This window comes from Nitrosospira sp. Nsp13, from assembly GCF_900101945.1.
Taxonomy (GTDB): domain Bacteria; phylum Pseudomonadota; class Gammaproteobacteria; order Burkholderiales; family Nitrosomonadaceae; genus Nitrosospira; species Nitrosospira multiformis_D.
Genome location: NZ_FMVD01000006.1, coordinates 17,689 through 37,475 on the forward strand (window position 1 = coordinate 17,689; position 19,787 = coordinate 37,475).

Consider the following 19,787-nt stretch of genomic DNA (forward strand, 5'->3'; position numbering starts at 1 on the left):
ACTCGACGTCGCATTGATTCCATGAAGAAGCAGATCATGGTGCCGCAATGCACCTGTAAGATGTTACAGCTACTCATAAATAGCCCTTTGTTATTTAATGGTTAGCTGCATCCAGGGCTGAAAGGGAGCGGTTGAGTCCAGATAGTGGTAGTGGTGGGACACGCGGGCACCCACTCAAGTTTATGGCCCCTGAACCGCGGACAAGTGATCCAAACTTAGCGGTATATCGCCTACCGAATCGTAAATTAACGCGTTTTTGAATCGTCATCCCTGCAACAACAGTAAAAGTTCCTTAGGGATTTTTGACGTATTGCTCTCTTTTTATAGGATGTGGGTATGAAAAAAATTAAAGTAGTTGTTGCCAATCTTGTCTTAGTATTCTTTTGCGGACATGTTTCCGCAGATGTTGTCTTCGACGGCAGATTCAATGAAGGTAATTTTTCCCGCTATGCGGCGGTCGAAGCGAACGGTAAGGCCATTAATGCCGCTTTAACACCTTTTGGCATTCCGGGCCATTTAGAGCGTATGGTCGACCCGGAAGGATCCGGTAAAGTGGTGATGCGGGCAACACGGTGGTTCGGGGACGTATCGACGAGTGGCGGATTTCGCTCCGAAGTGAGCGCCCCGAAGGATCCAATGGGCTCGGAGCGCTGGTACTCATGGAGTTATTTTTTGCCTGATTCATTGCGAAGCGTCAAAAACGAGATCGTTATCGCACAGATCCAAAGCCTTGTCGATGCGGGGGAGAGCAATCTGCGGTACCCTACGCTATCCCTCATTGTCCAAGATGACAGGATAAAGCTTTCCAATTCATTTGATTACGATAGGATTACTTCTCCGCTGGGCACTTCTCCGAAACCGGGTATTGATTTTGAGCGCCGTGAGTTGGCGTCATGGACGCTTGATACAGAGAAATGGACTTCCCTGGATTTACATGTAAAGTGGGCTGCGGACAATACGGGTTTCCTTGAGTTCTGGAAGGATGGCGTGCTGCTTTTTCAGGAAGCGAATCATATCAATACCTTCAATGACGAGTTGGGGTTATGGTTTAAGACGGGTACCTATGTTTTTCCCACACAATCTACTTGGCCATCCGTCACGACATACTCCTCCGGGGTCAAGATCGGAGATGGAGGGGAATCGTTTCAATCCATGTCTATGTCCGTTGTTCCAGAGCCCAGTATCTATTTAATGATGATGGTCGGATTGTTCGGTGTCGGTCTCCGTGTATACGGCCGAGTTGGCCGGCAGGATAGGCTAGGCATATGAAAAGAATATATCTGGTTGCAGGGGCTCGTCCGAACTTTATGAAAATCGCTCCCATCGTGCGTGCTCTACAAGCGCATGGCGGCTTGGCGTTCAAGATAATCCATACCGGCCAGCACTATGATCGGGACATGAACGATGTATTTTTCGAGGAATTGGGCATTCCCCAACCGGATGTCTTCATGGCGGCTGGCGGCGGCAGTCACTCGCAGCAGACGAGTAAGATCATGATCGCATTTGAGGAACTATGCCAGATTGAGCGACCTGACGCTGTTTTGGTGGTAGGGGATGTGAATTCGACACTGGCTTGCTCGATTGCCGCCAAGAAGCTTGATATCCCGGTGGGTCATGTTGAAGCGGGTTTACGCAGCGGCGACATGACCATGCCGGAAGAAATTAACCGCTTGGTCACTGATAGTATTTCAGATTGGTTTTTTGTAACGGAGCCAAGTGGCATTGTACACCTAAAAAAAGAAGGCAAGTCGGACTCAGCGATTCATTATGTAGGGCATGTAATGGTCGATAACTTATTGTATCAAGCAGAAAAGCTGGTCAGTTCCGATGCCTTGAGTTTTGAAACAAGTGGCGTCAAGGTAGCGCATCGAATTAATGGTGGACGATATGGAGTGGTAACGCTACACCGGCCAGGCAATGTCGATAGCATTGAGGCCATGGCACGTATCGGAGAGGCGTTGAAGCAAATCGCCAATGAGCTGCCACTAATCTTTCCGGTACATCCGCGCACGCGAGGCAATCTGGAAAAGTTTGGAATCAATCTCGGGCCGAACATCACATTAATGGGACCACAAGCTTATATGGCCTTTCTCCATTTATGGAAGGACGCTGCCGTGGTGTTGACGGACAGCGGCGGCTTGCAGGAAGAAACCACCGCGCTTGGTGTGCCATGCATCACCATCCGTGAGAACACCGAGCGTCCCGTGACAGTGGAAGAGGGTTCCAACGTATTGGCCGGAACGGATCCCGCACGCATCGTTGTGGAAGTACGCAAGGTGCTGCGAGGCGAGGGCAAGCAAGGTCGTCGCCCGCATTTGTGGGATGGTAAAGCAGCAGAGCGGATTGTTGAGATACTCGCGAGGGAATTGTCATGAGCCGGCGTATCGAAATGATGGGTTGCCAAATCGATAATCTTTCGATGGAAGAAACGCTGCACACCATCGAGAAATTTATCCAAAGTGGGCGCCCTCATCAACATGTGGTGGTCAACGTCGACAAATTGGTTAAAGCCAGCCGCGATGTGGAGTTGCGCCGTATTATCAACGAGTGCCCTCTGATCAACGTGGATGGAATGCCGGTGGTATGGGCCTCGCGCTTGCTTGGCAAGCCGCTCAAAGAACGTGTAGCCGGGGTGGACTTGTTTGAGTCACTCATGAAGCGTTCGGCGGAGAAGGGTTGGCGCGTATATTTGCTTGGCGCCCGGGAGGAGGTAGTTTTGGGAGTAAAGCAGATTTATATGCGGAAATACCCTGGCTTGACCGTGGCTGGCTACCGCAATGGCTACTGGAAGCCGGAGGAGGAGGCCGAAGTGGTCGAGCAGATCAAGGCTGCACAAGCTGATCTATTGTTTGTTGCCATCAGTTCTCCAATGAAGGAACATTTTCTGGGGCGCTATCAGGCGGAGATGAAAATTCCTTTTGCCATGGGTGTCGGTGGAACTTTCGATGTAGCGGTTGGCAAGGTCAAGCGCGCACCGGTTTGGATGCAGGGGGCTGGACTTGAGTGGTTTTATCGATTTCTGCAGGAACCTCGCCGCATGTTCAAGCGCTATTTTGTTGATGATATGTTTTTTTTCTGGTTGTTGTTGAAGGAATACGTGCGTCGATAACATTTGCGCCTGTCAACCACAGATAGAAACAAGTTTTGAACGGCTGTAATTTTTAATCGGGATTTCCATGGTATTTGTTACCGGCGGAGCGGGTTATATCGGTTCGCATACCTGCGTGGAATTATTGAACGCGGGCTTCGATATCACGGTATTTGACAATTTCTGCAATAGTCATCCCGAGGCATTGGCGCGGGTGGAACGTATTACCGGCAAAAAATTGAATCTGGTGCAAGGCGACAGCCGGGACCGTGACGCACTGGTATCAGCCTTGCATGAGAGCGGCGCGAACGCGATCATTCACTTCGCCGGTCTCAAGGCAGTGGGGGAGTCGGTTAAGCAGCCGCTGGCATACTATGATAATAATGTTGTTGGCACCCTTCGTCTGCTGGAAGCAATGAACGAATGTGGTTTGCGAACCCTGGTATTTAGTTCTTCTGCTACGGTTTATGGTGATCCGCAATGGCTGCCGCTAACTGAAGACCACCCACTCTCCGCCACCAACCCATATGGGCGCACCAAGCTGATGGTCGAGGAAATTTTGCGCGACCTGCATCGCAGTGATCCCTCCTGGCGCTGCGGAATCCTGCGTTATTTCAACCCGGTGGGTGCACATGCGAGCGGCTTGATCGGAGAAGACCCGCAGGGTATTCCCGACAATTTGATGCCTTTCGTCGCCCAAGTGGCGGTGGGGCGAAGAGAATTCCTCAACGTATGGGGTGATGATTACCCAACGCCGGATGGTACCGGGGTACGGGATTATATCCATGTCGTGGATCTGGCATTAGGTCACATCAGGGCCCTGGAAGCTCTGGACGTTCTGGAGCGGCAAGGGCAGGGCGGGTGTATGACAGTAAATCTCGGCACGGGCACGGGATATAGTGTGTTGGATATGGTGCGCGCTTTTGAACAAGCAAGTGGACAACCGGTACCCTACAGGATCGCTTCCCGGCGTCCTGGCGATGTCGCCTCCTGTTACGCTGATCCGGCGCTTGCGTTGAATTTACTAGGTTGGCGGGCGGAGCTTGGATTGGATGCGATGTGCGCGGACGCCTGGCGCTGGCAGAAGGCTAATCCCGAAGGATATGGAAATTGAATCAAGGGCAAACAGGAGGGTCGGCGCGTGAGTTCTTGTACTCGACACACCGGGATTAAACCCCTCGAAAACTTGGTTGCATGGAAGAGATTTCTGATGAAGAAAAGATGAATTTAGCCGATAGCATATATTATTCAAACTGGGAATTTTTATGTCATTATTAATTCCGGTTGTGCTTTCCGGAGGTTCGGGCACACGCTTGTGGCCACTCTCACGTGAAAAATACCCCAAGCAGCTTTTGCCCCTGATTGGGGACGACTCCTTATTGCAGGCTACCGTGCGTCGTATGGAAGGATTGGCGGACATAGAACTCGGGGCGCCATTGGTGGTTTGCAATGAAGAATACCGCTTCGTAATCGCGGAGCAACTACGGTTGATAGGCAAGAAAGGTTCGATCCTGCTTGAGCCTGCGGGACGAAACACGGCACCTGCCCTGACTTTAGCTGCCCTGGCGGTAACGCGTGAAGGGGCTGATCCGATTTTGCTGGTCATGCCTGCCGATCATGTCATCGCGGATACAAAACGTTTTCAGTCGGCGGTCCGTAAAGGTGTGACGCTTGCCGATGAAGGCGCAGTGGTCACTTTTGGCATCAAGCCGGATTCTCCCGAAACGGGTTACGGCTATATCCAGTCCGGCGAGCCCATTGACCAGGATGGAATCTGTCGCATAGCGCGCTTCGTGGAGAAGCCCGACCTTGCCACGGCAGAGGCTTATCTTGATGCCGGGTTTTATTTCTGGAATAGCGGCTTATTCATGTTGCGAGCCTCGGTATGGCTCTCGGCCATCGGTTTCTGCCGGCCGGATATTCTGGCGGCGTGCCGTGCGGCCTGGGATCAGGGTGCAATCGATGGTGATTTTTTGCGTGTAAGCAGAGAGGAGTTTATGCAGTGCCCGAGTGATTCGATCGACTATGCGGTCATGGAGCGCATTGCTGCCGGTGATGGTTCGCTGCCTATCGGCGCGGTCATCCCGCTCTCGGCCGGCTGGTCCGATGTGGGCGCATGGGATTCCTTGTGGGAAGTACTGCCGAAAGACCAATGGGGCAATGTATCTCAAGGCGACGTGATGTTACATGACTGTCATAATATGCTGGTCATGTCGGGAGACCGGCTGGTGGCATGCGTGGGGGTGGACGATATGGTGGTCGTCGAAACGCCGGACGCCATCCTTGTTGCCCACATGAGCAGGACGCAGGATGTGAAGAAAATTGTCGATAACCTTAAACGCGAGGGACGGCCCGAGGGACAACTGCACCGCAAGGTATTTCGTCCATGGGGGTGGTATGATGGTGTGGATGCTGGCGAGCGTTTCCAGGTAAAGCGCATTGTCGTTAAACCGGGCGCCGCTCTATCACTGCAAATGCATCATCACCGCGCGGAACATTGGATCGTCGTGCGCGGCACGGCACAGGTGACACGCGGAGACACAAGCTACCTGGTATCGGAAAATGAGTCCACCTTCATTCCGCTGGGTACTCGCCACCGCTTGGAAAACCCCGGCTGTGTGCCTCTCGAGATGATCGAGGTGCAATCGGGTTCATATCTGGGCGAAGATGATATTGTGCGCTTTGAAGATGTTTACGGGCGGAAAGAAGGGTGACAGATAAGCTTCATCTGATGGAGGGCACCGAGTTAACCATTGTGCGTATGGTCGCATTTGAATGAAGATAGAAACCATAGCAGTGGACGCTGAGATACTGTTGGTGCTCCCCGGTAAACACCCCTGTCGCGCTCCTCCCAAAACCGCCATTCAGGCTTCCCACCTCCCCAGCATGTTGGTATGCGCGAGCACGCAATACAATAGCTTATAAAAACTGACACAGTGACATGAACGTACTATTCCAGATTTGGATAGCTGACCGCTTGGGATGGAATAACCATACCGCGTTGTTGCACCTTGCCTGTACCCGAAAACCACACACTAACTCCATCCAATCCATTCAACTGTCGGATTTAGGATTATAAGGCGCTTGCCTTAGACTCCCAAAGTCATGAACGCTGTCCAGGCTCCAGTTGGCAGCTAAATCCCAGGATTACTTTATTTGTCTTCTCACCACCTGAGAAGATGAGGCTCGGACGCCCCTGGTTTTTCTATTCCAGACTGCTTCAGAATGTTGTATCGCTGACGCCGGCTTCTCTCACTCGCCAGTCAAAGCAGGTTATATGCTTGTTTCAGCGCGAATGTGACTGGGTGGACGTTAGTCTTCTTTCGGGGTGGCATGATTCATGCTTGATATTCTTCATGAGATTAATTTCATCATCATCACTTGTCTTCCTTTCGGTAGCCCGATCGGTCTATTGGACGATCTCATTGTTTAGTGTAGCCTACCAAACATCGAGCTTCATCAATCCATTTTTCCCGGAGCTCGGTATTTATAATATAAAAATATCCAAAAATTATTCTGCATTTTGATTGCAAGAGGATTACTGTATAGATGAGCTATATGGATGAGTCTGGTATTAGGTATTAGGAAATATTTAGAACACAAACTAATAGGAGTCAGAAATATGATGAATTCTTCTTTGAAGCGAGCTGTTGCTGTGGCAATACTGGCGGGCGCCAGCATCGGGGCCAACGCTGCGACGGATCTTGGTACGGTATCCGCCATCGCACCTACGGGGTTTGCCGGCACCATATTGGGAGGCGGGAAGAGCTTTAGCGAGATCTTCACGTTTAATCTTTCGCAACCAAATGTAAGCTCGAGTTACACAGTGCAAGATGTTCCAGTAACTGTCTCTTCGGCAGTAACTTTTGACAGCCTACTCTCCGCGATATCCCTTTTCTCAGCTGGGGCCGACGGGAAGGTCGGAGGGGGCGATGATACGTTTCTGGCAACAGGGGGGATTCCGGGCGGAGACTCTCTCACCCTGGACTATGGTCAATCTCTCTCCGGCGCGGCGTATATCACCGTAAACGGGATATCCAACGGTTCTTCAGGTGCCATCTTTGCCGGCCAAATCGCCACGGTAGTTCCGGAACCCGAAACTTATGCCATGTTATTGGCTGGTTTGGGGCTGATGGGTGCGGTTGTTCGGCGCCGGAGTACGAGTAAAACTTCCTAGGGGATCCATGGGGGCTTTCTGCCCCGCTCAGGATTCATCCTTTACGGCCTCCGCTGGAGGCCGTTTCTTATTGAATCCGGCGCTTGATCGCTTATTTTTTAGGATGGGTGCTGTGATTCACCAATAGTGACTCAATTCCCACAATTCCGTGAGTCGCTACGAAGTGAACTGTGCGGTTTCGAAGTAACGGTTCGCAATGCATTGGTATGGGGCTCGCCACAAGGGATCGAATAGAGCCCCGCAAAGCGGGAAATTGGGTGGTGTGGAGAAGGTCCGCGATGACGTACATCCCTATATGACCCCACCTCCTGCTGCGGGAGTCAAGCCTCCTTGTGAAGAAGGTATTGCTCGCTCGCGGTTGTACCGTTCTGCTTCATCGCCTTGCCCTGTACGCAAGAAATCGCTGCCAGCGCGAATCCGCGCCCAACTATCTGGTGGCGAAATTCAACTGAAGAAGATGAGTGTGTTTTGGGCATGTGAACTCCCTAAAATCAAATATTAGGTGTCCACAAAAAAGTCAACTCACGGAGAGCTACTGACAGAATATCGGGAAATTGGTAGGCGCGATTGGACTCGAACCAACGACCCCCACCATGTCAAGGTGGTGCTCTAACCAGCTGAGCTACGCGCCTGGGAGGAACAGATTTTATCTGAAACAAGACAAGGGTTCAAACTATAATGCCAAGTTCTGGCAATATGCACACTGACGCAATCACATTTTTCATACAAAACATAATAGTGCTAAACGAATTTATGGAAAAAGTCAGACTGTCCAAACTCATGTCCCAGCAAGGGTTATGTTCGCGCAGAGAGGCGGATGGCTACATCGAACGCGGATGGGTGTTTGTGGATGGTGAGCGCATAACTGAGCTGGGTACGAAGATTTATCCCGCACAGAAAATAAAGCTTAACAACACGGCGCAAGCCCAGCAACAGGGTCAAGTTACCATATTGTTGAATAAGCCTATTGGCTACGTCTCCGGACAGCCGGAGCCGGGATACCAGCCGGCAATCAGCCTGATACGCCGGGAATCCCGTTTTCCTGGAGATCAAGCAGCACAACATTTCAGTCCACTGCACTTGAAAGGACTGGCTCCGGCCGGCCGGCTGGATATTGATTCCTCGGGATTGCTGGTATTCACGCAGGATGGCCGCATTGCCAGGCAACTGATTGGTGCGGAGTCACGTGTCGACAAAGAGTATCTGGTACGCGTGCAAGGGATGCTCTCGAAGCATGCATTAGGCCTGTTGAACCATGGTCTGAGCCTAGACGGCGAAGAATTAAAACATGCGGAGGTAAGCTGGCAGAATCAGGATCAACTACGCTTCATTTTACGTGAAGGCAAGAAACGTCAGATCCGTCGAATGTGCGAACTGGTCGGGTTGAAAGTAACCGGGTTGAAGCGCATTCGCATCGGCAAGGTAAAATTGGGTGATCTTCCGGCTGGAGAGTGGCGTTATTTGAGACACGGCGAAGTGTTTTAACCCAGATAATCCATTAGGCCGCAAACCGACCGCCAGCACTCGGGTAGGCTCTAATGGATTATTTGGGTTTAACTCAAGTGATGGAGAGTTAAGAGGCAAAGATATCGTGCAAATTGAAATCAATTGCAATTTATGCGACTCATGGAGAGTTGTCCTCATTACGAGGATACCTGTACACTCATCTCATATTGATAGCGGCGGAGTACGGTAGAATTATCAATGCGATACGGATTGCAAGGGAATAAATGATACTAGTTACGGGCGGTGCCGGATTCATTGGCGCAAATTTTGTACTGGATTGGTTGAGGCAATTCGACGAACCCATTATCAACCTCGACAGACTTACCTATGCGGGTAATCTGGAGAATCTTACCGCATTGGCGGCGGATGAGCGGCATACCTTCGTACAGGGCGATATCGGTGATTCTGCTCTGGTTACCAGTTTGTTGGAGCGACACCAACCCCGCGCCATCATCAATTTCGCCGCGGAAAGCCATGTGGACCGTTCCATCCATGGTCCGGAGGACTTTATCCAGACCAATATCGTGGGTACTTTCCGGCTGCTGGAGGCTGGCAGGGCTCACTGGAACGGGCTGGACGGAAAAGCAAAGCAGGATTTTCGTTTTCTCCACGTCTCGACTGACGAGGTCTACGGCTCCTTGGCCAGGGGCGAGCCAGCCTTTAATGAAACCCATCGCTACGAGCCCAATAGCCCCTACTCGGCCAGCAAAGCTGCCAGCGATCACCTGGTTCGCGCCTACCATCATACCTACGGCTTACCTACGCTTACCAGTAACTGTTCCAACAACTATGGACCCTATCAATTTCCGGAAAAACTCGTTCCATTGATAATCGTGAATGCGCTCGCGGGCAAATCATTGCCGGTGTATGGTGATGGCCAGCAGATCCGCGACTGGCTTTATGTTAAAGACCATTGCAGCGCCATCCGCCGGGTGCTGGAAGCGGGCACGCCTGGAGAAACCTATAATATAGGTGGCTGGAACGAGAAACCCAATATTGATATCGTACACGCTATATGTGCATTGCTAGATGCGCTCAGCCCGCTCACAATCGGACCCTACCGCAGTCTGATCGCATTCGTCACCGACCGTCCTGGTCATGATCGCCGCTATGCAATTGATGCGAGTAAAGTTGAGCGTGAGTTGGGCTGGAAGCCTGATGAAACTTTTGAAACCGGTATTCGTAAGACCGTGCAGTGGTATCTGGACAACCCGGCCTGGGTCGAAAATGTACAATCCGGCGCCTATCGCAACTGGGTTGAGAAGAATTACAAGAGACGTACTTGATGAAAATCCTGCTGTTCGGCAAAGGTGGCCAGGTCGGCTGGGAGCTACAACGGAGTCTAGCACCCCTGGGTGAATTGGTGGCGCTGGATTTCGACAGCCAGGAATTGTGCGGTGATTTTACCCGGCTTGATGGCATCGCCGAAACGGTTCGAACAATCGCTCCGGATGTGGTCGTGAATGCCGCTGCGCATACCGCGGTGGACAAGGCTGAAAGCGAGGCGGAGCGCGTCCGTGTCATTAATGCCCTGGCTCCCGCTACACTGGCTCGTGAATGCCATAAGCTTGGCACCTGGCTGGTCCATTACTCTACCGACTATGTATTTGATGGCAGTGGGAGTCAGCCCTGGGTAGAGACCGATCCTACGGGACCCTTGAATGTATACGGTTCCACCAAGCTGGAAGGCGAGGCAGCTATACTAGCCTCTGGCTGCAATCACTTGATCTTTCGTACCAGTTGGGTTTTTGCCGCACGTGGCGGCAACTTCGCAAAAACCATGTTGCGCCTTGCCCAGGAACGCGAGCGCCTCACTGTTATCGATGATCAGATCGGGGCGCCCACGGGTGGCGATTTGCTTGCGGATGTCACCGCCCATGCTATCCGCAGGGCGCAGCAGCAGCAAAGCGTATCCGGCCTCTATCATCTGGTTGCGGCGGGAGAGACCTCGTGGTACGGTTATGCCCGTTTCGTATTGAACTCGGCCCATCAAGCGGGAGTCAGACTCAAGGTCACACCGGAAAATATTCAGCCCATACCCGCCAGCGCATTTCCCTCACCGGCTCTTAGACCCGCAAATTCGCGTCTGGATACCAGAAAATTGCAGAGTACGTTCGATTTGAGTTTGCCATTATGGCAAACCGGCGTGGCACGCATGCTTACCGAAATTTTCGAGAATCGATTATCCTAGATCCGGCAGTTGACCGTTCAACCTTAGTTTAATTCTATGATAAAAAAAGACTATTTTTTAATCTTAATCATTCCACTCCATCCTGTTCAACTGCCGGACTCAGGTTCATGACCCAGCGCAAAGGCATCATTCTCGCCGGTGGCTCCGGCACGCGGCTATACCCCGTAACGAAGGCGGTATCCAAGCAACTATTGCCCATTTACGATAAGCCGATGATCTACTATCCGCTGAGTACACTCATGCTGGCGGGAATTCGTGACATTCTTATCATCTCCACCCCGCAAGACACGCCCCGTTTTGAACAACTCCTTGGCGATGGGAGCGACTGGGGGTTGAACTTGCAGTATGCCGTTCAACCCAGTCCGGACGGACTGGCCCATGCGTTCACCATTGGCAGAGATTTTGTTGGGAATAGTCCCAGTGCGCTAGTTCTAGGCGATAACATTTTCTATGGTCATGATTTGCATGTGCAACTCCAATGCGCCATCTCCAGGCCGGAAGGCGCCACCATATTTGCCTATCACGTACAAGATCCCGAGCGTTATGGTGTAGTCGCTTTTGATGCTTATAATCGGGTCACGTCACTGGAAGAGAAGCCCGCTCAGCCCAACAGCAATTATGCCGTTACCGGACTATACTTTTACGATAATCAGGTCATTGATATTGTTGAAAATCTCAAGCCTTCCGCGCGTGGCGAACTGGAAATAACCGATGTTAACCGCATCTATCTGGAACGCGGCCAACTCAGCGTTGAAATTATGGGCCGGGGTTATGCGTGGCTGGATACGGGTACCCACGAGAGCCTGATAGAAGCCAGCAACTTCATTGAAACCATCGAACACCGGCAAGGTCTTAAGGTAGCCTGCCCCGAGGAGATCGCCTACCGCCAGGGGTTCATCAGCGCCGCACAGCTTGAGAAACTTGCGCAACCACTGGCGAGAAATGGCTATGGCCAATATTTATTGCGTCTCTTGAAGGAGCGAATAGCTGTATGAAAGTGGTCCCCACCCCCATCCCTGACGTCCTGATTGTCGAACCGAAAGTCTTGGGTGACAGCCGGGGATTTTTCTTTGAAAGCTTCAATCTGAAGACTTTCAGCCACGCCACCGGGCTTGATGTTAATTTTGTGCAAGACAATCATAGCCGCTCGGTGAAAGGCGTGCTGCGTGGCTTGCACTACCAGATTCGGCAACCTCAGGGTAAGCTGGTGCGCGTAGTGCGTGGTGCGGTATTTGATGTCTCGGTAGACATCCGTAAGTCTTCTCCGAGCTTTGGCCGATGGGTCGGAGTGGAGCTCACCGAAGATAATTACCGCCAGGTATGGGTACCGCCGGGTTTCGCCCATGGTTTTTACGTGCTCAGCGATAGTGCCGATTTCTTGTACAAAACCACAGACTACTACGTTCCTGATTTTGAGCGCATCCTTGCGTGGAACGACCCAGAGGTCGCCATCGCCTGGCCAATCGATCATGATGAACAGCCGGTCATTTCAGCCAAAGATAAACAGGGAGCGGGTCTCGCTAATGCCGAGTTATTTGCATGAAGCCCCGCGTGTTAATTCGCTGGACTAGCCGCGATGAACGAAGCTGGCGGACGGATGTGGGCGAATGTCGTTATGAATCGGTGCTGGTAAATTAAATGGCAATAAATCAGATAACAGCTGTGCACAAGGTTAATGCGATCTACAATGAACGATCCGAGATGAGGGTCTGGAAATGATGGAAACAACAGCTGGCCGGGAATTCCCATTGCGGGAGGCACATGAGCTTGTCCGCGATCTGATGACGCCCAATCCCTGGATTTACTGGGGAGATTTTCTCTTTCATATCTCTCTGGGCTGGGTTTCCTTTGTAGCTGCCCTGTCGATGCCGCAGTTTTCCTCCTGGCAGATCATATCCGCGATTATTGCCACATTTGCTTTTTATCGCGCGGCCATTTTCGTTCACGAACTGGCCCATTTAAAAAAGGGCACGTTCGGACTGTTTCGTCTGGTATGGAATATCATTTGTGGTATACCGTTGCTGGTTCCCTCATTTACCTATGACGGTGTACACAACGATCATCATAAGCGCGACGTCTACGGGACCAGCAAGGATGGGGAATATATTCCCTTTGCTACCCAGAAACCGGTGGCAATGGTCGGTTATGTGATGCTGTCGTTTATGCTGCCTTTTTTCTTCATTGTCCGTTTTCTCATTCTTACGCCTCTGTCTTATCTGATTCCACCGCTGCGTAAATTTATTTGGGAGCGAGCTTCCTCGCTGACCATCGATATGACCTACAAGCGCGCACAGAATGCTATCCGTAACGATAAGCACTGGCGGCTGCAGGAGTTTGGTGCTTTCGTATTTGTAACAACAGCCGTAATTTGCATTGCGTTGGGAGTGCTGACCTACAAGGCCCTGGTTCTCTGGTATGTGATTGCAATGTTTATTTTCTTTGTGAACTCACTACGCACGCTTAGCGCCCATGCCTATCGTAATCCCGGTGATCATCAGATGGAGTTTACCGAGCAATTTCTCGATTCCATCAATGTTCCGGGTAATTTGTTTCTTACCGCCCTATGGGCTCCTGTTGGCCTGCGCTATCATGCGACGCATCATCTCTTCATGAGCTTGCCCTATCATAATCTTGGCAAGGCCCAACGGCGGCTGGTGAACGGTTTGAGTGATAACACCCTCTACTTGAAGACCATGCGTACTGGCATGTGGGATGCACTGCGGCGCATCTGGGATGAGGCTTCGGCGTCGACTTCGGCCTCGGCCTCGAGACGTGATGCGCCCCTACCCGGCGCTGCCTTGAATGATACAGTCAGGCAAAAGAACGCGTAAGCCGGGTTCTTGGTATGAAATCAGGATGGCTTTTTGCCGGTTGGCAGGACGCGAACTAACCCCGCAGGGCAAGCGAAGCGGGGAGCGCAAATAATGACCGGCGGCTCAAAGCTCATACGCACCGCGAAGTAACCGAAAGCATGACAAGTTCCCGGATTCTATAACCCGGCTTTCTGCTTCTCCCAAAGCGGCACGGGAGGGTTCCAGATTCTGTCTCGTAGCTGACCTTGGCGCTTTTATATCTGCTGCAGCAGGGTTCTTGCCTTGTTGATATCCGGAAAGTCCTTTCCTGTCGCCAGCAATTGTTCAAGTTCTTTCCGGGCTTTAGCCTTGTCACCCGCTTTGACCAGTCCGAGCACAAAGTGATAGCGAATCTCCGTCAAGTCTGGCGCCAGCGAGACTGCTTTCTGCAAGAGCGGCAGGCCGCGCGTAGTATTGCCTTGCTCTACCAATATCCATCCGAGAGTATCCAGTATTGCCGGGCTTTCCGGGGCCAATTTATAGGCCTTTTCGGCATATTCCAGGGCCAGCGGGTCCTTCTCCTGCTGGTATGCCGTCGCAAGGTTGTTCAACGCAGGCACATAGTCGGGACTTTCCCGCAGGATGATTCGATATTGTTCTATGGCGGATTTCATCTGCTGGTCCGCGAGGTAGATCCCAGCAAGGTACATGCGGGCTGATGCATCGTCAGGCCGTTCCTTCAGCCATTGGAGTAAACGGATGTTTGCTTCCTTGCCTTTTCCGGCCCGGCTAAGCGACGCATGCAATTTGATCATTAACGCTGGATCTTTATTGAGCACCCACGCTTGCTCATAAGCCTTTGCGGCGAGGGCGGGATTCTTCTGTCTCATCTGCAGATCCCCTTCCGCCGCGTAGCCTACGGGTGATTTTGCATGCTGTTTTTGAATCTCACGGGAAAGTGCGATAGCTGTATCATTATTTCCTTTGCGGGTCTCAAGCATGATCTGCGCCAATTTCGCGTCCAGATAATCCGGTTTCAGCGCCAGCGTTTTTTTGAGTGCGTCGGATGCGGCAGGCAAGTTCTCCATTGCGATGTGAAGAGAAGCGATACGGAATTGTGCGAGAGGAGAATCCGGTAGCATGGCAGCAAGTTTATTATAACTCTCCAGGGCACCGGCCTTGTCATCGTTGGCAAATTGGGCTTGTGCCAGCAAGTCCAGAACATCCGCATTGTTCGGGTGCGTGGCTTGCAGTTTTTTCACAAAATTCAGAGATTTTTGTTTTTCTCCGATACGTAAATAGTGAGCTGCCAGAACCATGGCGGGCTGGAGCGCGTCAGGATTCTCCTGACTGGCTCTTTCCAGCCAGGCCGTCGCCTCCTTATTCTGTCCTTGATTGAGAGCAATGCCGGAAAGCGCGGTCATGGCCTGAATATTCTTTTTATCTTTCTGCAGAATGGCTTCAAAACGCTTCTTGGCAGCATCCGGTTTTTTATCTTGTAGATCAAGCTGAGCAAGATTTGCCACAGCAGGAAAATAGGTTGGCTGAAGAGAAAGCGCCTTCTCAAAACTTGCACGTGCGTTAGGCGTATCTTTTTTGCTGAGGTAGATCCCTCCTTTTAAATTTTGAATAAAGGGGTTGTCTGGATGTTCCTTTTCAAGAGTCCTCGCCGTGGCGAGCGCCTTGTCGAATTCCTTGAGGCGAAGGTGGGTCATGACTAGCAGAATGCCTGCTTGAGCCGACTTGGGGTCCAGTTTTGTTGCCTTCTCCAGCTCGGCTACGGCACGAGAGTTATCGCCCTCTCCCAGCTTGCTCATGCTTAGCGCGGTATGGAGCATCGCATTTTCCGGCGAGATACGACTGGCTGCTTCAAAATACTCCGTTGCCTTGACAAAATCTTTGGCTTGCATATAGGATTCACCCGCAAGGGCGAGTAATTGGGGATCTTGCTGCACGTTCTTGAGTGCGGGATTCAGCAGGGCAATCGCGCGCTGTGGCTGGCGGTTTTTCAGCAAAACTGAAACCATCAATTTGCGTGCGTAGAGATTTCCCGGATCTCTGTCCAGATAAAATTTCAGATGTTGCTCTGCTTGTGGTATTGATCCCAGCTCAAGTTGAACTGCCCCTGCAAGCAATACGCTGGGCAAGTGTTCCGGTGATTTGCTGAGCACCTGTTGCAAGGATTCCAACGCGGCGGTATATTTTTTCTGAGAAAAATCCAGCAGCGCCTGGGTATAAAAAGCCATCAGGTTCCCGGGCGCAACCTTGCGTGCCGCGTCGATATCCGCCTTGGCGGCTTCAAATTTTCCAGTATTAATCTCTATGAAGGCTTTGTTGATTAACGCGGAGGCGTTACTTGGCCTTAACTTTACAACCTGATCGTAAGCCGCAAGGGCCAGATCAGTTTTTCCCTGGACGCGTAGCAGGTCGCCTCTAAAAAACCATGCGTCCGCATCCTCCGGATTTTGGGTTACTGCTTGCTCCGAAAAGCGCGTTGCCGCCTCGATATCCTTTCCGACAAGCGAATATCGCGCCATTCCGATTAACGCATCGGAGTAGCCCGGTTTGTCCTGAAGCGCCTGCTCGAACAATTCTTTGCCTTCCTTGGTTTTACCCAAGGCCAGAAAAGCGTTTCCTCGCAATGTCAAAATTTCAGCAGAACTCTTGCTCTCGGAAAGTTGTTTCGTTTCATCCAGAATCTGCTGAAATTGACCTAGATTCAGCAATGTTCGACCTAAATCCGGCAATACCTTGGCGGGACTCATTCCCAGGTTCAAAGCCCTGCGGAGTTCCTTCTCGGCTGATTGTAACTCGCCGGTTTTGTTATAAATCGTACCCAGGAGATAACGGGCTTCGGCATCATCCGGATTTTTCTGTAATACGTTTTTAAGCTGGATAATGGCAGCCTTGTCATCTCCCTTTTGCTGATATTGTCTGGCATCAGACATTAGCTTCTGGGCATCCTCGGTTTTGCCACAGCCGGCAATGCCAGTTCCAATCAGTGTAATCGAAGTCACAAGCGTCAATAAGTTTTTGGTTGCGGTCGCGACGCTTAGGTTACGCATAAATCTTCCCTTTCCATTAGCGATTGTATTCATATTAAACGCTGCTTAAAAAACCTGATGTCCGCAAATGCAGTAGTAGCACAACGGATTGTATTGTATAGGAAGTGTCGAGCCTGGCAGTTGAAAATCATGCGTGTATGCCCTGATCATTCATGGATGAACTCGATGAGAAGACTTCATTCATTGTAAAGGTTTGTAGTAATGCCCACGTTTTTATTTGTAGTATGGATAGCCTCTGCGCAGCAGGTCTATCTTGATTGGCATTATCGGGAAACGCGCTTTCGCCAGTCATCTTATCACCATCATTACCCGGTATGATATGCTGGTATCTGCCAGGTCCGGAATTGGCCTTTAGTACAGGTTACTTTATGGGGATTCGGGCCGATAATTCAGAATGACGCAGCGATTATTTATGTTTGCCATGAACAATAATGGAGATAACTATGAGTGTGGTAGCTGTGGTGGGATTGGGCTACGTAGGATTGCCCCTGGCGGTCGAATTCGGCAAAAAACAGCGGACGATAGGTTACGATCTCTCTGCCAGCAAAGTCGAGAGTTATAAGCGTTGCGTAGACCCTACCGGCGAAGTGCCGTTTGATGATTTTCAGGCCGCCAGTCAACTCTCCGTCACCACGGACCCTTCCGAGTTAGCGCAGGCTGACTATATCGTGGTGGCCGTGCCAACGCCGGTGGATCTTGCCCATCAGCCGGATTTTGCATCGCTTGCCGGCGCAAGTCAGACCGTAGCGAAGCATATGAAGCAAGGAGCGATTGTCATATACGAATCCACGGTGTATCCGGGTGCCACGGAGGAAATCTGCATTCCAGTACTGGAGAAACATTCCGGTATGAAATGGAAAAATGATTTTCACGTCGGCTTTTCTCCGGAACGCATCAATCCCGGTGATAAACAGCATAGGCTGACCACTATTTTGAAGGTCGTGTCGGGAGATGACGACGATACACTGGAGAAAATTGCGGTGCTTTATGAAAGCGTGGTTACCGCTGGTGTACATCGCGCATCCAGTATCAAGGTCGCAGAAGCCGCGAAAGTGATTGAGAATACACAGCGTGACCTGAATATTGCATTAATGAATGAGCTGGCCATCATTTTCGATAAGCTGGGAATTGACACGCTGGAAGTTCTCCAGGCGGCAGGTACCAAATGGAATTTTCTCCCTTTTCGTCCTGGTTTGGTAGGGGGGCATTGTATTGGCGTGGATCCTTATTATCTTACCCACAAGGCGGAGATGATCGGGTATATCCCCCAGGTTATTCTGGCTGGGCGCCGTATCAATGACAGTATGGCAAAATTTGTTGCGGAACAAACAATCAAACAAATTATCAAGGCCGACATTAACGTCCGGGGTGCGCGAGTGAATGTTCTGGGATTATCTTTCAAGGAAAACTGCCCCGACCTGAGAAACTCTAAAGTTGCCGACTTGATTAATGAACTTAAGTCCTACGGGGTTGAGATCCACATCCATGATCCTGTCGCGGACCCTGAGGAAGCTCGGCATGAATATGGTCTGGAGCTTGAGTCATGGGAAAATCTGCCGTGCGCGGACGCGATAATCGTGGCGGTTTCACATCGGGAATTTACCGGCAGACCCTTGACTGATTTTCAATCCAAAGTTACCGATAAAGGATGTTTTATTGATGTTAAATCCCAGCTCGACCCAACAGCGCTAAGGGCGGCTGGTTTTAACGTCTGGCGACTTTAAGCCCAGTCGGGTGGTTGAGCGTTCATTTTTTGCTTTTTTTCAGTTTTGCCTATGATCCACCAAGACTTTCCGCATCATTTGACCTTGCCTCCTTTGATGATCTCGTTACCGGGCGGATTTAGCTTGCAAAAGCAGGTTGGCCAGGTATGACAAGCTATCAGGATGTCCTGCAGCATCTGAAGAATCATCAATATCGTTGGTTGGTTACGGGCGTTGCCGGCTTTATCGGATCTAATTTGTTGGAGGCTTTGCTCAAGCTGAACCAGAAGGTGGTTGGGTTGGACAATTTTTCGACTGGCCATCCGCATAATCTTGAGCAGATAAAAGAGCTAGTTGGAGAAGAGGCGTGGCTGAATTTCAGTTTGATTGAGGGGGACATCTGCCAACTTGAAGCTTGCAGGGATGCATGCAAAGGCGTGGATTACGTGTTACATGAAGCGGCCCTTGGATCCGTGCCGCGTTCCATTCAGGACCCCATCCGCACAAACGAGAGCAACATTTCGGGTTTCCTGAATTTACTGGTGGCATCACGTGACGCCCCTGTAAAGCGTTTTATATACGCGGCATCCAGTTCCACCTATGGCGATCATCCCGATTTACCGAAAATTGAATCCGTGATTGGCCGGCCACTCTCACCTTATGCCGTGACCAAGTATGTTAACGAACTTTACGCCGAAGTATTTGCGCGTTGTTATGGTATGGGCACCATAGGCTTGCGCTATTTTAATGTCTTTGGTCCCAGGCAGGACCCGAGTGGCGCTTATGCGGCAGTGATTCCTCAATGGATCGCCGCGCTTATCAGGAACAAGACGCTGTATATCAATGGGGATGGCGAAACCAGCCGGGATTTTTGTTTTATTGAGAATGTTATTCAAATCAACCTTCTGGCGGCATTGACCGAGAATCCCGATGCGGTCAATCAAATTTACAACGTGGCAATCAATGAACGTACCAGCCTTAATCAACTCTACGAAATGATACGCGTGTTACTACTGGAAAAATTTCCTCATCTCCAGCATCATAAACCGGAATACGTGGATTTTCGCAAGGGCGATGTACGGCATTCGCAGGCCGATATTTCCAAGGCTGTCAGGATGCTGGGTTTTGCGCCGACCCATCGGATCAATGAAGGGCTCAAGCAGGCGCTGGATTGGTATATTGCCGATCTTGCACCCGAGAAGAATGGCGACGTAAAATAAACAATAGATGGTCGAAGTCCTTGTGGGGCAAGTTACCCTCGCTTC

The 19,787-nt window shown here is 51.0% G+C and carries 16 protein-coding genes and 1 tRNA gene; 14 read left to right on the top strand and 3 right to left on the bottom strand.

The features are described 5' to 3' along the window. The first annotated feature begins 336 nt into the window (after positions 1–336). The 6 genes from BLO43_RS08720 (at position 337) to BLO43_RS08745 (ending at position 7,265) form a co-directional block, all read left to right on the top strand. The gene (locus tag BLO43_RS08720) at positions 337–1,269 is read left to right on the top strand and encodes a heparin lyase I family protein (RefSeq protein ID WP_090906744.1); all 933 of its coding nucleotides are present in this window, start codon (positions 337–339) and stop codon (positions 1,267–1,269) included. Further along, positions 1,266–2,375 carry a non-hydrolyzing UDP-N-acetylglucosamine 2-epimerase gene (gene wecB / locus BLO43_RS08725; RefSeq protein WP_090906745.1) on the top strand — a complete coding sequence of 370 codons (1,110 nt, stop codon included), beginning with the start codon at positions 1,266–1,268 and terminating at the stop codon, positions 2,373–2,375. Before BLO43_RS08720 ends, wecB begins: the two co-directional genes overlap by 4 nt. Next, the gene (locus tag BLO43_RS08730) at positions 2,372–3,109 is read left to right on the top strand and encodes a WecB/TagA/CpsF family glycosyltransferase (RefSeq protein ID WP_074630471.1); all 738 of its coding nucleotides are present in this window, start codon (positions 2,372–2,374) and stop codon (positions 3,107–3,109) included. The genes wecB and BLO43_RS08730 overlap by 4 nt, the downstream gene beginning before the upstream one ends. Before the next feature lie 67 nt (positions 3,110–3,176). After that, entirely contained in the window at positions 3,177–4,202 is a 1,026-nt protein-coding gene (gene galE, locus BLO43_RS08735) for a UDP-glucose 4-epimerase GalE (protein ID WP_090906746.1), read from the top strand. A 151-nt stretch (positions 4,203–4,353) separates the two neighbouring features. Beyond that, positions 4,354–5,802: a mannose-1-phosphate guanylyltransferase/mannose-6-phosphate isomerase gene (locus BLO43_RS08740; RefSeq protein ID WP_090906747.1), complete on the top strand. Its 1,449-nt coding sequence runs from the start codon at positions 4,354–4,356 to the stop codon at positions 5,800–5,802. Between the two features lie 908 nt (positions 5,803–6,710). Then, entirely contained in the window at positions 6,711–7,265 is a 555-nt protein-coding gene (locus BLO43_RS08745; RefSeq protein WP_175443907.1) for an FxDxF family PEP-CTERM protein, read from the top strand. A gap of 320 nt (positions 7,266–7,585) precedes the next feature. On the opposite strand, the gene BLO43_RS16765 is transcribed toward BLO43_RS08745, so the two are convergent. Further along, a complete protein-coding gene (locus BLO43_RS16765) occupies positions 7,586–7,741 on the bottom strand; it encodes a hypothetical protein (RefSeq protein ID WP_175443908.1) in 156 nt (51 codons plus the stop codon). Between the two features lie 79 nt (positions 7,742–7,820). Further along, positions 7,821–7,897, bottom strand: a tRNA-Val gene (locus tag BLO43_RS08750). Between the two features lie 121 nt (positions 7,898–8,018). On the opposite strand from BLO43_RS08750, the gene BLO43_RS08755 reads away from it, so the two are divergent. The 6 genes from BLO43_RS08755 to BLO43_RS08780 all read left to right on the top strand — a co-directional run bounded on the left by BLO43_RS08755 (position 8,019) and on the right by BLO43_RS08780 (position 13,793). Beyond that, a complete protein-coding gene (locus BLO43_RS08755; RefSeq protein WP_090906871.1) occupies positions 8,019–8,750 on the top strand; it encodes a pseudouridine synthase in 732 nt (243 codons plus the stop codon). Between the two features lie 245 nt (positions 8,751–8,995). After that, positions 8,996–10,057 carry a dTDP-glucose 4,6-dehydratase gene (gene rfbB, locus BLO43_RS08760; protein WP_090906749.1) on the top strand — a complete coding sequence of 354 codons (1,062 nt, stop codon included), beginning with the start codon at positions 8,996–8,998 and terminating at the stop codon, positions 10,055–10,057. Then, a complete protein-coding gene (gene rfbD, locus BLO43_RS08765; protein ID WP_090906750.1) occupies positions 10,057–10,962 on the top strand; it encodes a dTDP-4-dehydrorhamnose reductase in 906 nt (301 codons plus the stop codon). Before rfbB ends, rfbD begins: the two co-directional genes overlap by 1 nt. A gap of 107 nt (positions 10,963–11,069) precedes the next feature. Further along, positions 11,070–11,957: a glucose-1-phosphate thymidylyltransferase RfbA gene (rfbA, locus tag BLO43_RS08770; protein ID WP_090906751.1), complete on the top strand. Its 888-nt coding sequence runs from the start codon at positions 11,070–11,072 to the stop codon at positions 11,955–11,957. After that, the gene (gene rfbC / locus BLO43_RS08775; protein ID WP_090906752.1) at positions 11,954–12,505 is read left to right on the top strand and encodes a dTDP-4-dehydrorhamnose 3,5-epimerase; all 552 of its coding nucleotides are present in this window, start codon (positions 11,954–11,956) and stop codon (positions 12,503–12,505) included. Before rfbA ends, rfbC begins: the two co-directional genes overlap by 4 nt. 172 nt (positions 12,506–12,677) lie before the next feature. Further along, a complete protein-coding gene (locus tag BLO43_RS08780; RefSeq protein WP_090906753.1) occupies positions 12,678–13,793 on the top strand; it encodes a fatty acid desaturase family protein in 1,116 nt (371 codons plus the stop codon). A gap of 236 nt (positions 13,794–14,029) precedes the next feature. Here BLO43_RS08780 and prsT read toward each other — a convergent pair whose 3' ends face one another. Then, on the bottom strand, positions 14,030–16,819 hold the full coding sequence (gene prsT / locus BLO43_RS08785) for an XrtA/PEP-CTERM system TPR-repeat protein PrsT (RefSeq protein ID WP_175443909.1): 2,790 nt from the start codon (positions 16,817–16,819) through the stop codon (positions 14,030–14,032). A 443-nt stretch (positions 16,820–17,262) separates the two neighbouring features. Between prsT and BLO43_RS08790 the strand changes: the two genes are divergently transcribed. Next, positions 17,263–18,543: a nucleotide sugar dehydrogenase gene (locus BLO43_RS08790; RefSeq protein ID WP_090906754.1), complete on the top strand. Its 1,281-nt coding sequence runs from the start codon at positions 17,263–17,265 to the stop codon at positions 18,541–18,543. Between the two features lie 146 nt (positions 18,544–18,689). Further along, on the top strand, positions 18,690–19,742 hold the full coding sequence (locus BLO43_RS08795; protein ID WP_090906755.1) for an NAD-dependent epimerase/dehydratase family protein: 1,053 nt from the start codon (positions 18,690–18,692) through the stop codon (positions 19,740–19,742). Positions 19,743–19,787: the final 45 nt, after the last annotated feature.